General features: G+C 64.0%; 14 protein-coding genes. 4 read left to right on the top strand and 10 right to left on the bottom strand.

Translation table 11 applies throughout. The annotated features are described in order from the left end of the window. Positions 1–6: 6 nt before the first annotated feature. From JGU71_RS15310 to carD, 8 genes are all read right to left on the bottom strand, one after another. Positions 7–924 carry an MHYT domain-containing protein gene (locus tag JGU71_RS15310; protein ID WP_199705040.1) on the bottom strand — a complete coding sequence of 306 codons (918 nt, stop codon included), beginning with the start codon at positions 922–924 and terminating at the stop codon, positions 7–9. 48 nt (positions 925–972) lie between these two features. Then, positions 973–1,554 carry a GTP-binding protein gene (locus tag JGU71_RS15305; protein ID WP_199705038.1) on the bottom strand — a complete coding sequence of 194 codons (582 nt, stop codon included), beginning with the start codon at positions 1,552–1,554 and terminating at the stop codon, positions 973–975. Next, the gene (locus JGU71_RS15300) at positions 1,535–1,906 is read right to left on the bottom strand and encodes a DUF742 domain-containing protein (protein ID WP_372433191.1); all 372 of its coding nucleotides are present in this window, start codon (positions 1,904–1,906) and stop codon (positions 1,535–1,537) included. Before JGU71_RS15300 ends, JGU71_RS15305 begins: the two co-directional genes overlap by 20 nt. A gap of 2 nt (positions 1,907–1,908) precedes the next feature. Then, positions 1,909–2,328, bottom strand: a complete 420-nt coding sequence (locus JGU71_RS15295) for a roadblock/LC7 domain-containing protein (protein ID WP_199705034.1) — start codon at positions 2,326–2,328, stop codon at positions 1,909–1,911. Continuing rightward, positions 2,325–5,003, bottom strand: a complete 2,679-nt coding sequence (locus tag JGU71_RS15290) for a sensor histidine kinase (RefSeq protein ID WP_199705027.1) — start codon at positions 5,001–5,003, stop codon at positions 2,325–2,327. The genes JGU71_RS15295 and JGU71_RS15290 overlap by 4 nt, the downstream gene beginning before the upstream one ends. A gap of 300 nt (positions 5,004–5,303) precedes the next feature. Beyond that, positions 5,304–5,780: a 2-C-methyl-D-erythritol 2,4-cyclodiphosphate synthase gene (gene ispF, locus JGU71_RS15285; RefSeq protein WP_199705025.1), complete on the bottom strand. Its 477-nt coding sequence runs from the start codon at positions 5,778–5,780 to the stop codon at positions 5,304–5,306. After that, complete coding sequence (ispD, locus tag JGU71_RS15280; protein ID WP_199705023.1) at positions 5,777–6,499, bottom strand: 2-C-methyl-D-erythritol 4-phosphate cytidylyltransferase; 723 nt, start codon at positions 6,497–6,499, stop codon at positions 5,777–5,779. The genes ispF and ispD overlap by 4 nt, the downstream gene beginning before the upstream one ends. Before the next feature lie 72 nt (positions 6,500–6,571). Further along, entirely contained in the window at positions 6,572–7,060 is a 489-nt protein-coding gene (gene carD, locus JGU71_RS15275; protein WP_007528440.1) for an RNA polymerase-binding transcription factor CarD, read from the bottom strand. Positions 7,061–7,342: 282 nt separating this feature from the next. Here carD and JGU71_RS15270 point away from each other — a divergent pair, with 282 nt between their 5' ends. From JGU71_RS15270 to disA, 4 genes are all read left to right on the top strand, one after another. Next, on the top strand, positions 7,343–7,993 hold the full coding sequence (locus tag JGU71_RS15270) for a copper chaperone PCu(A)C domain-containing protein (protein ID WP_199705021.1): 651 nt from the start codon (positions 7,343–7,345) through the stop codon (positions 7,991–7,993). Positions 7,994–8,059: 66 nt separating this feature from the next. Then, positions 8,060–9,442, top strand: coding sequence for a DNA repair protein RadA (radA, locus tag JGU71_RS15265; RefSeq protein WP_199705019.1), 1,383 nt, complete (start codon positions 8,060–8,062; stop codon positions 9,440–9,442). A 37-nt stretch (positions 9,443–9,479) separates the two neighbouring features. Beyond that, positions 9,480–10,826, top strand: a complete 1,347-nt coding sequence (locus JGU71_RS15260) for a VWA domain-containing protein (RefSeq protein ID WP_199705018.1) — start codon at positions 9,480–9,482, stop codon at positions 10,824–10,826. Between the two features lie 120 nt (positions 10,827–10,946). Then, a complete protein-coding gene (gene disA, locus JGU71_RS15255) occupies positions 10,947–12,026 on the top strand; it encodes a DNA integrity scanning diadenylate cyclase DisA (protein WP_199705016.1) in 1,080 nt (359 codons plus the stop codon). Between the two features lie 43 nt (positions 12,027–12,069). On the opposite strand, the gene JGU71_RS15250 is transcribed toward disA, so the two are convergent. Both JGU71_RS15250 and JGU71_RS15245 read right to left on the bottom strand, forming a co-directional pair. Further along, positions 12,070–12,771 (bottom strand): hypothetical protein, encoded by a 702-nt coding sequence (locus tag JGU71_RS15250; protein ID WP_199705014.1) that lies wholly within the window; start codon positions 12,769–12,771, stop codon positions 12,070–12,072. A gap of 79 nt (positions 12,772–12,850) precedes the next feature. After that, entirely contained in the window at positions 12,851–13,474 is a 624-nt protein-coding gene (locus JGU71_RS15245; protein WP_199705012.1) for a carbonic anhydrase, read from the bottom strand. Between the last annotated feature and the right edge of the window lie 16 nt (positions 13,475–13,490).

The raw sequence follows: 13,490 nt of genomic DNA, 5'->3' as shown, positions 1-13,490 counted from the left end.
CGCAGATCAGACGCTCGCCCTCGCGGATGGTGCCGTCCGTGCGGATCCGTTCTGCGGAGTCGCGCCGATACCCGAACCGATCGCGGCGGCTTCGCTGCGCCGCGCGTTCGCCAACTCGACAGCCAGCCGATCGGCTTCGGCTTCCAGATCGATCGCGCCTCGATCGGGTGCCATCAGCACTGCCGTGATCGGAACGGCCAAGGCAAGCAGGCCGACAACGAAGACCGGGAAGAGGAACGTGAACACCTCGAGCCCGCCCGGAATCGGGGCCGACTGGTCGACCTCGACGCTGACGGCAGCCATACCGGTGAAGTGCATGCCGACAACGGCAACGCCCATCACAAGACCTGCAACGAAGCGGAGCCACAGCGATTCGAGCACTAAGGTGAACCACAGCGCGACTGTCGCAGCGACGACAGCGATCGCGATCGACAGCCCCACGTAGACCTTGTTGTAGCTGATCTCGCCCTGCAGCTGCAGCGCCCACATCCCGGTGTAGTGCATGAGGTTGACGGCAAGTCCCATGATCACGCCACCAACGAGCAACCGCGGCACGTTGACCGTGCGACCGACAACAACCAGGCCAAGGAACGTCGCACCGATCGACAACACGGCCGAAGCGAACGTCCAGCCGAGGTTGTAGCGAATGACACTGCCAGGTACCGCGAACCCGAGCATCGCGATGAAATGCATCAGCCAGATCGCAACGCCACCGATGGCGACGGCCGCCATCGCCAGCCAGCGCAGCCGATCACGCTGAACCTCGGCGTCCGCCGATCGCCGCGTGCAGGCCAGCCCGACGACCGACCCCGCCACCGAAACGATGTAGGCCAGAATCAGGAGCCAACTGCCCATCTCGAAGTGGTGCACATGATCGGAGACGCTGTGCGTGTGGGATTCGGCGAGAATCTCTAGCGTTGTCATCGGTTGTCCTTACAGGAGATGTCGATCGGCCTTACAGAGACGGGTAGTTCACAACGCCATCGTCGAAAGACGATCGAGCGAGTATTCGGTGACAGCGACAAGGGCTCGCTTGGCCGACTCGCGTTTGCGCGCATCGATGCTGATGATCGGAACGTGCGGCCCGACCGCAAGTGCACCGCGCAGATCCTCTGCCGGATACCGCGGCGAGTCGTCGAATTCGTTGACTGCGACCAGAAACGGCAGTTGCCGCGCCTCGAAGAAGTCGACCGCGGCGAAGCTGTCGTCCAGGCGGCGAGTGTCGACGAGAACGACAGCCCCGATCGCCCCACGGACCAGGTCGTCCCACATGAACCAGAAGCGCCGCTGGCCCGGTGTGCCGAACAGGTACAGCACCAGATCGTCTGCGATCGTGATGCGGCCGAAGTCCATGGCAACCGTCGTCGTTGCCTTCGACGGGGTCGAGTCGACGTTGTCGATCCCTGCCGATGCCGTGGTCACCAACGCTTCGGTCCGAAGCGGGACGATCTCCGACACCGCACCGACGAAGGTCGTCTTGCCGACGCCGAAACCTCCGGCGACGACGATCTTGGTCGACGAGACCCCACGATTTTCAGAGTGCGAGAAGGCCACCGAGGGTCCTTTCGATCAGGATGCGGCGTTCGGAAACGGTCGAACGCTCGGTGAGTGTGGCGTGGACTCGGAGATGCGACGACATAACGAGGTCGCCGAGCAGTACTCGTGCGACTCCGATCGGAATCGAAAGCAGAGCAGAGACCTCGGCAACGGACGGACTGCGTTTGCACAATTCGACGATGTCGGCGCGTAGGTCGCCTGGCGCCCAGTGGTGGGACGAGGCTTCCGCGGTCGTCTCCAGAGCTGCCTCGAGCGGCAGGTCGATCGACGACCTCGTCCGGCCGCCGGTCAAGGTGTACGGCCTCGCGAGGTTCGGTCCACCAGTCCCCGCCGACGAACTGACGGTCATCGTCATCGAGCGCCCTGATGCGAACGGGCAGACGCCTGCACCGTCTTGCCGACGCGGTCGACAAGAACTGCCATCTCGTAGCCGACCTGGCCGATCTTGGCCGCGGTCGAGGCGAGGGTGGCAAGTATCGAACCGTCACCGACGCTCATCAGCAGCAGGTAGCCGTTCTGCATCTCGACGACCGATTGCAGAACTGTGCCACCGTCGAACAGGTTGGCTGCGCCGTGCGACAGACTCGCAAGCCCCGACGTGACCGCGGCAAGCTGCTCAGCGCGGTCGACCGGCAACTGAGCGCTCGCTGCCATCAGCAGTCCGTCGGCGGATACCAGAACAGCGTGCGAAACGCCGGGTACCTCGCGTACGAAGTTCGATACCAACCAATCGAGCGTGCGGTCGGTCGTAGGCCTGGTTCCGGTTGTCATCGGTCTCCTTCGCGGCTGTGTCGGCCTTCTTCGGTGCGGGTCCGTCCCTGTCGGACACCTGCGAACTGCTCGTCGAGTAGTGCACGAACCTCTGCTGGATCACGCACGTTCCGGATCGTTCCGCCGCCGGTGCTCGCATTCCAGCGCGCGTGACCTGGAACGAGGCGAGCGCCCCGCTCTCGCAACGGAAGCCCGGATTCGGTGTAGCGGTCGATCCTGCTTTCGCTGGCGTGCTGCGCGGCCGACCAACCTGTATCGGCTGGCGTCGACCAGTTGCGCTCGCCCGAGTCACCTGGCGTCGTCTCGAGCAGCCACTCCGAGGTGAGGCGCTGGAAGATCGGCGGAGCGTCGGCCGCGGCCATCGGCTCGGCGTCCACAGACACAGCCGGTGGGGCAGGATCCGGGACCGGAAACTCGACCGTGGGCCAGACGGGATCGCCTGCGGGCTGGCCGTCGGAATTGTCGATGGCAGGCCTAGGGCTGAAGAAGTCGTAGGTCTCCGACTGAATGGGACGTCCGGTGTCCGATGTCGTCGCCGGTGCCGGGGTCGGCGTCACCCCGATCGGCCTGAGCATCGATTCCGCACTGACACCACTCGCACCCGGTGAACGTCGCGGCAGACCTGGCGAATACGTCGGATCCGATGCAGGTTCGACAGGCGTCGATATCCTGCCTGCGAACACCGCATCGTCGGGTTTGCGTTCGGTGTTGTCGGCGACCCGTCGAGCACCGAAGAAGTCGGCAGATTCGATGGCACTGCTGCGGACCGGTGTGCCTGCGTTCTGGCCGTTGGTGCGGTCGACGGCACGTGGCGCTGCGATCAGCGCGCCGGGAAGATGCACGCTGACCGTGACACCCGACTGCCCGTGCTGGCCAGATGTACTTCGAATCCGCACTGTCGCATCGTGGCGTCGGGCGAGCCGGCCGACAACGAAAAGTCCCATGCGCCTTGCAGTTTCGGGCGTAACCTCGCCACCCATCGACAGCCTGTCGTTTGCAGCGCGCAGGTCGGCCTCCGGCATCCCGAGCCCGCCGTCGACGACCTCGACGAGGATGCCGCCGTCGACAGCGCGTGACACCGTCAACGCGACGTTCGTGTCGGGTGGCGAGAAGCGCAATGCGTTGTCGATGAGTTCGGCAAGCAGATGGCTGATATCCGCGGCGGCCGAACCCGTCAATGCGGCGTCCGTGCCCGGACCGATCTCGACGCGGCGATACTCCTCGACCTCCGACATCGCGGCACGCAGCACATCGCCGACCGGAACCGGATCCAACCGCCCACTGCGTTCGGTCGTGTCCGCGAGGACGAGAAGGTTGTCGCCATTGCGTCGCATACGGGTCGTGAGGTGATCGAGGCGGAACAGATGCTCCAACCGCTGGGGATCCTGTTCGTCGCGTTCCAGCGTCTCGATGAGGGAGAGTTGCTCCTCGACGAGTGAACGGCTGCGCCGGGACAGCGTTTCGAACATGTCGCCGATCTGCAGGTGCTGGCCGCGCTCACTCGCCAGGCGCAGGGCCTGGTAGTGAATGTCGTCGACAGCCCTCGCGAGTTGACCGATCTCTTCCTTCGTATGCACCGGAACGGCCGTGATGACCGGAACGCCGCCACTGGAACCGAGGCGTTCGATCTCTTCCGGCAGTCGGAGCCTGGCAACCTGAAGCGCCCCGTGACGCAACGTACTGATCGACCGGATCAGCGACCGGCCGACGGCGAGCGCAAGAGCAAGCGCTACGAGGACGGCGCCGAGCACGATTGCCGCATCGCGCAAAGCCGCCGACCGAAGGTCGTTGGCGCGTCCCTGGACGGTCTCGCTCAGTTCCGTGCCGAGTCCGCTGGTGAGTTGGCCGTACTGTTCGGCACTCGACTCGGCCGACGTCGTGAACTGGCTGGCCTCGACGGCGGCCGCGCCCGGCCTGCTGTAGGCATCTCTGCGGTTCTGCACAGCGGACAGCAGTGCACTGACGTCGACCGATGTCGATCCGAGTCGTGCCAATTCGTCGAGGGCAGCCGTCTCGGTTCCCGCAGCGGCAGCGACCTGGACGCGGACCGCGACGTCGTCACCGAAGTCGGTGGACTCGACCAGCACCTCCTGCGTGGTCAGCGAGCGTTGCGCCGAAAGAGCGACCGCCAAGCTGTCGGCCAAAGTCCGGACGCCGTCGTCGTCGATCGATCGCATCGTGGACGTGAGTGCCGCCGACGTGCTCGCAGTGACGTCGTCGGAGAGTTGAGCCAACTGCGAAACCGGCGCTGCACCTGCCGACACCAACTTACGCAGGGAGTCAGCAGTTGTTGTCGCCGTTGCGAAGTCGGCGGCGACGCTGGTTTCGAATTCGCCGGACCTGATCAATTCGCCGAATCGTGTTGCGATCTCGTCGAAACGAGCGGTAGCCGAGGCTACGTCGGTGCGCGTTGCGGCCGCTACGGCGAGATCGTTTGTGCGACCGATGAATTCGACCGCGGGAGAAACGATGTCGGAGTCGTCCGCAGCGATACTCAGCCGCGAGGCGTCACGTAGTTCCGATTGGACTCGAAGTGCGCCGAGCGTCATAGCCAGCACAACAGGCAGAATCAAGATCGCGGCAACCTTCCACCGCAGCGGCCACGCCGCTACCGACCAGGCCGGCACAGTTCGAGGTTCGTCGTTGGTGACGGCGTCTGGTTCATCGACAACCATGAGTTACCACCCGTTCGATAGCAGGTCTTCTGTGCTTCTGGCCTGCAGAGCAGTTGAAGGACGTTCGCGGCGAATAGCTGCCGGTCTGTCGCACGCCCCGGATTCGAGGGGTGAGACGTGCGACACACCGGTGAAAGGGAGCATAGACCACGGGTCACAACTTCGCATCTATTACGTAACGACGCAGCCGCAGATGTGCTGCGACTTGATCACGTATCGGTAACTAGCGAGTTGCTGAATCAGGCCGATCGGATCGCGTCAAACCCGCGAACATGCCTGTTCAGAGGTGTCTTCCCGCGATCACGCGACCGGCGATGCCACCGTTATCAATGCCGTCGCCACAGCGGCTATGCCCTCGCCGCGGCCTGTCAAACCAAGGCCGTCCGTGGTAGTGGCCGAAACCGAAACAGGAGCACCGAGCAGGGCAGACAGTGCGTCCTGCGCCTCGGCTCGCCGTGGGCCGATCTTGGGACTGTTCCCGATCACCTGAACCGCGGCGTTTCCGACAATGAAGCCTTGCTCGGCAAGCAACCTGCGGACCTCGGTCAACATCGCAGCGCCACTCACTCCGGCCCACTCCGGCCGACCGGTACCGAAAACCGCTCCCAGATCGCCCAACCCACCAGCCGACAACAAGGCGTCGCACAATGCGTGGACCGCGACGTCGCCGTCGGAATGACCGGAACAACCGTCTGCGTTCTCGAACAGCAGTCCGGCCATCCAACACGGCCTGCCAGGTTCGATCGGATGCACATCGGTACCGATTCCGACTCTCATCCCAACCCCTCGTCGGCAGTGTTCGTTGCTGGTTTCGTTGTTGCTGCAGTCAGTGCCCGAGCCAAGGTGAGGTCGAGTTGGGTGGTGATCTTGAAAGCGAGCGGGTCGCCGGGGATCGTCCGCACGCGCTCGCCGAGCCGCTCGACAAGTCCCGCGTCGTCTGTCGCTGGGTCGTCGGCCGACGCCGCCTCGTATGCGCGACGCATCAGTGCGGCGTCGAACCCCTGCGGTGTTTGAATCCCGCGCAACTCGCTGCGCTTCGGAGTTCCCGTCACGCCACCGAGAATGTCGACGGTTTTGATGGTGTCGGTGACTTCCAAAGCGGGAACCACAGCCTTGCGACCGCTACGCAGTTCCGCGACGACGCGCGCGATCAAGCTGGTCGGTGTCAAAGCCCGTGCGGCATCGTGCACGAGGTAGATGTCGGCATCGGGTGCCGCGGCGATTCCGGCGCGCACCGAATCGATACGCTCGGCGCCACCTTCGACAACCTGTACACCGGCTGGAAGCAGCGCAACGGCCGCACCGATCAATTCGGCGGGTGCAACGACGACGACATGGTCGACAACGCCGGAGGCGAGCAGACCGTCGACGGAAAGCCGCATCATCGACGTGCCCGCGAGGGTGACAAACGCCTTGGGCGTTTGTTCACCGAGGCGAACGCCCCGGCCGGCCGCGGGTACCAATGCGACAACGCGGCCGCCGGATGCTGTGGTCACAGGCGTACTGCCAAGTCCAGGAACGATGTTCCTTCAGCGGACATTGCTCTGAAAATCACTGTCCTGAACGAATCAGGACGCTGCAGCAAGAACCTCGTCGAGAATGATCTCGGCCTTGGCGTCGTCCGTGCCTTCGGCGAGAGCCAATTCGCCGACCAGAATTTGACGAGCCTTGGCGAGCATGCGCTTCTCTCCGGCAGAGAGACCACGGTCCTGCTCACGACGCCACAGGTCGCGCACAACTTCGGCGACCTTGTTCACGTCGCCGGAAGCAAGCTTTTCGAGGTTTGCCTTGTACCGACGCGACCAGTTGGTCGGCTCTTCGGTGTGCGGTGCGCGGAGCACCTGGAAGACCTTGTCGAGGCCTTCTTGGCCGACTACGTCGCGAACACCGACGTACTCTGCGTTGTCCGCAGGAACGCGAACGGTGAGATCTCCCTGTGCAACTTTGAGAACGAGATATTCCTTTTGTTCACCTTTGATGGTGCGAGTTTCGATTGCCTCGATCAACGCCGCTCCGTGATGGGGGTAAACGACGGTGTCTCCGACCTTGAAAATCATGTGTCCCGTGCCCCTTTCGATGTAGCCAGTTTAACACGGCGCAATCGGGCGGTGGGATCAACGGTGCAGGTCAGGGGCATCGCGACCTGATCGTGGGGGTTGACACAGGCGGCGATACGTGCATTGTGCTGTGCCGGAACAGGTTCCCGGCTACAGAGAAATGGTCGCGTTCTCCGTTACGGAACCGGCCCAGCGGCTTAGGCTCTGCAGTGGACTACTACGCTGCGTGGTTGGAGCGAGAGTACCCACGCCCCCAACGTCAGAACTCGATGGAGGACCCCCGTGAAGACCGTAGCGCCCACACGTCGCGTCGCCGCACTCATTGCGCTCGCCGCGGGCACGACGCTCGCCCTCGTCGGCTGCGGCTCGGGCCAGATCTCACAGATGACCACGCAGGTCGCAGCGGTGAACGGCAGCGCAGGAGAACTGGGCCCCATCTCGCTGCGCAACCTTCACGTGCTGTATCCGAGCGCTGATTACTCCAATGCCGAGGGCGGCAAGGCTGCCCTCGCGTTCTTCGTGGTCAACACCAGCGAGGACAAAGCCGACAAGCTGGAGAAGATCACCTCGGACGCAGGGTCGGTCACGATCAAGCCGGAGGCCACGCCAGAGCTCGACCCGCAGGCAGCAATCGAGGCCGTGCCGCCGACTGCTCTGGCATCGGAGTCGGAGTCGGAATCGACGGCACCCTCCACAGCGTCCGAGCAGGCGACCGTACGTAAGACGAAGCTCGTGGTCGAGATCAACGATCTGAAGCGCAGCGTCTCCCCCGGGCTGACCGTCGCGGTCACGTTCACCTTCGCAGAAGCAGGCGACATCACGATCAACGTTCCTGTCGATGCCGCCGCAGCCGAACGGATCGAGACCGAGAAATCGGGGCTTACCGAAGAGCACGGTTCAGCAGGCGGGCAAGAGGCCGAGGGCGGCCACTAGTTCCCCTGGGCTCACACCCGGCACGCCGCCGTCCGATTGTCGGACGGCGGACCTAGGCTCCCGAACGTGGCCAAACCGAAATCGAGCTATCGCTGCTCGTCCTGTCAGCACACGGTCGCAAAATGGGTCGGCAAATGCCCTGACTGCGGTACCTGGGGTTCGGTCGACGAGGTTCCGATACTGGCCGCGGTAGGTACAGCTCGCGGAATCGGCGCGCCACGCGCAGCGATGCTGCCGTCCACCCCTGCAACGCCGATAACGCAGGTCGACGGCAAAACGAACATCGCGCTGCCCACCGGGGTCGGCGAGCTCGATCGGGTTCTCGGTGGCGGGATCGTTCCTGGTTCGGTGGTACTACTCGCCGGCGAACCCGGTGTAGGCAAGTCCACGTTGCTGCTCGAAGTCGTTCACCAGTGGGCTAGACGTGCCGCGGGCGAACGCGCCCTCTACGTGACCGGCGAGGAATCCGCTGGGCAGGTGCGCCTGCGCGCCGACCGCACCGGCGCGGTCCACGAACGGGTCTATCTGGCATCGGAGTCCGACCTAGCTACCGTCCTCGGCCATGTCGAGCAGGTCGGACCCACACTCGTGATCGTCGACTCGGTGCAGACCATGTCCGCCACCGATGTCGACGGAGTGATCGGCGGCGTCACCCAGGTTCGCGCGGTCACGACAGCGTTGACATCGCTTGCCAAAGCCTCAGGCATCGCCGTGCTGCTGGTCGGCCACGTCACCAAGGAAGGCGCGGTCGCGGGTCCGCGGACCCTGGAGCATCTTGTCGACGTCGTGCTCAATTTCGAAGGAGACCGGCACTCGACGCTGCGGATGCTGCGCGGCATCAAGAACCGCTTCGGGGCCTCCGACGAGGTCGGTTGCTTCGAGTTGCACGAGGACGGCATCGAGGGCATCAGCGACCCTTCCGGGCTGTTTCTGCACAATCGCGCCAACGCGGTTCCCGGTACCGCAGTCGCCGTCACGATGGACGGCAAGCGCCCGATGCTCGGCGAAATACAAGCTCTCACAACACCTTCGCAGATGCCGACACCCAGGCGGGCGGTCAGCGGTCTCGACTACAACCGGGTCGCGATGATGCTCGCGGTCCTGGAGAGCCGGGCGAAAAAGTACTTCTCGAAGCACGAGGTCTACGTCTCCACGGTCGCGGGCATGCGAATGACCGAGCCGTCGGCAGACCTCGCCATCGCGGTTGCCCTCGCGTCGACACTCGAAACCACGGCGGTGCAGGCCGGCACGATCGTGATCGGCGAAGTGGGCCTGACGGGCGAGGTGCGTCGGGTCTCCAACATCGGCCGCCGCTTGGCCGAAGCTCAGCGCCTCGGCTTCACCCAAGCGGTAGTCCCCCTCGACCACGGGCCGATTCCTGCGGGAATCAAAGCGATTCCGGTCGCCGATCTCGGCGAAGCTCTGCGCGGCGCGATGCCGGGCTTCTGAGCGAAACCGTTTCGGACAGACCGGTAATCTCGCCCGCATGCAGGAATCGATGCACAAGGGCACCAACATCGCACTCGAAGCGGACAGTGTCCGCGCTGTGCTGACGTGGACCGTCGATGTCGGCACACCCGATGTCGATGCGTCGTGCTTGCTGCTCACCCCCGCGGGCAAGGTGCGGTCCGACGACGACTTCGTCTTCTACAACCAACCGAGGCATGCGTCAGGCGCAATTGTGCACGGCGGCAAGCAGAATGGCGCAGGCGTCCGCCACGATCAGTTTGCTATCGAACTCGGGGCGATCGAAGCCGACATCGACCGGATCGTCGTTGCAGCATCCGCGGACGGCGGCACGTTCGGTCAGGTGCGTGGACTCGTCCTGCAGCTCGTCGACGGGAGCGACAGCGTGGTTGCCCGATTCGACATCACCGATGCCCGCTCCGAGTCGGCCTTCGTCTTCGGCGAAATCTACCGTCGCAACGGCTGGAAGTTCCGCGCGGTCGGGCAGGGCTACGACTCCGGATTACACGGGCTCGCAACAGATTTCGGGATCAGCGTCGACGAATCACCGACGCCCGTACCTACTCAACCCCGGGCAGCCCGACCAGTGCAGGCAGCCTCGGTATCGAACACCGCGGGCGAGGAAGCTCTGCCGGTCGACATGCGCAAACGGTTGTCTTTGCGCAAACAGCAGGTCGCGGTGTCACTCGCAAAGAAGGGCGCAACGGGCGTCGTCGCGCGGGTGATCCTCATACTGGATGCCTCCGGTTCCATGACGTCGCTGTACCTGAAGGGAACCGTCGCCGACGTCGTCGAACGCATGGCTGCGGTCGCGGCCCAACTCGACGACGACGGCGCGATGCAGGCCTACACGTTTGCTACGAACTGCGCGCGGCTGCCCGACCTCCACATCGCGGACCTACCCGACTGGCTCGCGAACAACGTTCGCGTCGGCGCGATGAAGTTTCCCGGCCGTAAGCTGAAGGCGGACCCGAGCGGTCGACTCGACATGCGCAGTATCGGAATCGGCAACGAGGAACAGAAGGTGATCGCCGAGGTCCGTCGCTTCGTCGCCGACAACCCAACGCCTGCACCGACACTCGTGCTTTTCTTCTCCGACGGCGGCGTCTACCGCAATCGCGAGATCGAAACAGAACTTCGCGGTGCGGTGCAGGAGCCGATCTTCTGGCAGTTCGTCGGCCTCGGCAAATCCGGATTCGGGATACTGGAGAAGTTCGATACGTTGACCGATCGAGCCGTCGACAACGTCGGCTTCTTCGCCGTCGCGGACATCGCAAAGGTCCCCGACGCCGAACTCTACGACTTGCTGCTGTCGGAATTTCCGTCCTGGATCGGCGCGGCACGCGGACTGGGCATCTTGGCCTGACCACGGCGGCGTCCACATTCGCACACACGCATGCGTAATCTGAGATGCACACATGTTCGGGCGCAAGCTCGAAACACACGCGACCGACCGTAGCGAATCAACCATGAGGGAGAGGGTGGAGTGGAAGAGCCGACAGCTGCCTTGCGCGACGCCATCGCCCGACTGGCCCCAGGCACTGTGCTGCGCGACGGTCTCGAACGGATTCTGCGCGGCCGAACCGGCGGGTTGATCGTGCTCGGCTACGACCCGAGCGTCGAGGCCATCTGCGACGGTGGCTTCTCACTCGACGTCGAATTCGCACCGACCCGGCTTCGTGAACTCTCCAAGATGGACGGCGCAGTTGTGCTTTCCACCGATGCCGCGCGCATCGTGCGCGCCAACGTTCAGCTGGTTCCCGACCCGAGGATCCCGACCGTCGAATCCGGCACCCGCCATCGCGCGGCCGAGCGCACGGCGATCATGACCGGCTTTCCGGTTGTGTCGGTCAGCCAGTCCATGAGCATCGTCAGTGTGTACGTCGGCGGTATCCGGCACGTCATGGCAGGTTCTGCGACGATCCTGTCACGGGCGAACCAGGCGGTCGCAACGCTGGAACGGTACAAAGCCCGTCTCGACGAGGTGAATCGGCAACTGTCGGTCGTCGAGATCGAAGACTTCGTGACGCTTCGCGATGCCCTGACCGTCGTGCAACGACTCGAGATGGTCCGTCGAATCTCGGTCGAGATCGAGCAGGACGTCCTCGAACTCGGCACCGACGGGCGGCAATTGGCGTTGCAGCTCGAAGAACTGGTTGGCGACAACGAATTTGCGCGCCAGCTGCTCATTCGTGACTACCTGGCCGGGCAGGAACCGCCGAGCGGGCAGGCGATCGACGAGACGCTGGAATCCGTCGACACGCTCACCGATGTCGACCTGCTCGATCTCACGATGCTGTCGCAGATCTTCGGCTATCCCCCGACTATCGAGGCGCTCGATACTCCGATGAATCCACGTGGCTACCGCGTACTGACGCGCGTTCCGCGACTGCCGTTTCACCAAATCCATTGGCTGGTCGGCTCTTTCGGCTCACTGCAAGGAATTCTGGCTGCCACTGCCGGCGACCTGCAAACGGTCGACGGCATAGGCCAGAGCTGGGCGCGTCATATCCGCGAAGGTCTGTCGAGGCTCGCGGAGGCGAGCATCTCGGGTCCGTACGACTAGGCGCGGAGCTTTGCGTAGCGACCATCCAACCTGACCGACCGCCTCACGCGATGTTGAACGGTTCCGGACCGCTGCGCAATGCCCCGAGCTGCGCGATGACCGTGTAGGCGCCGGGTGCGACCGGTGCGCGATCTCCCGCACATTCCGGCTGTGACGTCGTCCCGGACCACTTCACGGTGAACAGTGCCTGCTCGCCCGGCTTGAGCTGCTGTATGCGCGATTCCGGGTTAGGGAAGCAGTCGATGTTCGACCACAGCCGAACTTGACCGTCGATGGTGTAGACCATCGCCTGCTGCAAGCCCGCGCCGAGTTCGCGTTCGCACGGCGTCGGTGAAATGTTCGTGATCACGATGCCGAAGACGGGTTCCTGACCGACCTGGTAGGTCGGTTGCTCGACGGTGGCCTTGATGGCAAGTGACTGATCGGGGCACTGTCCCGGTGCGACGGGGGCTGCCGATGTGGGCGTCCCTGCAGCCGTCGACGTTTCGCTCGAATCCGAGCCCGACCCCGAACCGCCGCCCGAGCTACCGGGCTCGCCGGTGTCGACGACCGAGGTCGACGATGCGGCAGAAGGCAGCGTCAACGAGGAACTCGCTGCAGCTGCGGTGGTGTCGGGCGATTCGTCCCCGCCGATCGAACTGACGGCCCAGACGACGAGGACCAGCACGACCACCGCGACGCCGATCGCGAGCATACGACGACGCCAATAGATTTCGGGTGGCAGCGGTCCGGTCGGTTCCAACACGTTTACACGGTAGGTGTCTCGACCTAGGGAGCGAGCGACCTGACTCGGCGTGTCGGCATCGAACGCGTCACAGACGCGCTCAGACGACCTCGCCGATGTCACCCAGCGAGCTGTGCAGCTGAACTTTGCCGTCGGCGAGCTTGTAGGTGACATGTGCGATTGCACACTTACCGGACGCAACACGATCGGCGATGATCCGCGAACGCTGCATGATCAGTGACCCGGTTTCGACCACGTGGCGGGTCTCCAGCTCGTCGACGGTCGTCAGACCTTCTTTGCGGCCCATCAGGATCGACGGGGTCACACGCTCGACGACACTGCGGATGAATCCGTCAGGGACCTTGCCGCGGTCGAGTGCGTCGAGGGTCGCCTGCACGGCACCACAGCGATCGTGACCGAGAATCACGATCAGCGGGACCTCGAGAATCGCCACTCCGTATTCGATCGACCCGAGAACGGAACTGTCGACGACATGGCCTGCCGTCCGAACGACGAACATGTCGCCGAGGCCCTGATCGAAGATGATCTCCGCGGCGACCCGCGAGTCGCCGCAACCGAACAGGATGGCGGTCGGATGCTGCTCGTTGACGAGCTGCGCGCGATAGGCCGCACCCTGGCTAGGATGCTCCTGAGCTCCGGCAACAAATCGCTCGTTGCCCTCACGTAGGGACTTCCAGGCGCTGATCGGGTTGGCATTCGGCATGGTGCCATTGTGCATA

The sequence above is a fragment of the Antrihabitans stalagmiti genome, from assembly GCF_016482825.1.
GTDB classification, from domain to species: domain Bacteria; phylum Actinomycetota; class Actinomycetes; order Mycobacteriales; family Mycobacteriaceae; genus Antrihabitans; species Antrihabitans stalagmiti.
The sequence above is the reverse complement of the archived record's forward strand: the minus strand, read 5'-3'. Positions and strand labels throughout refer to the sequence as shown.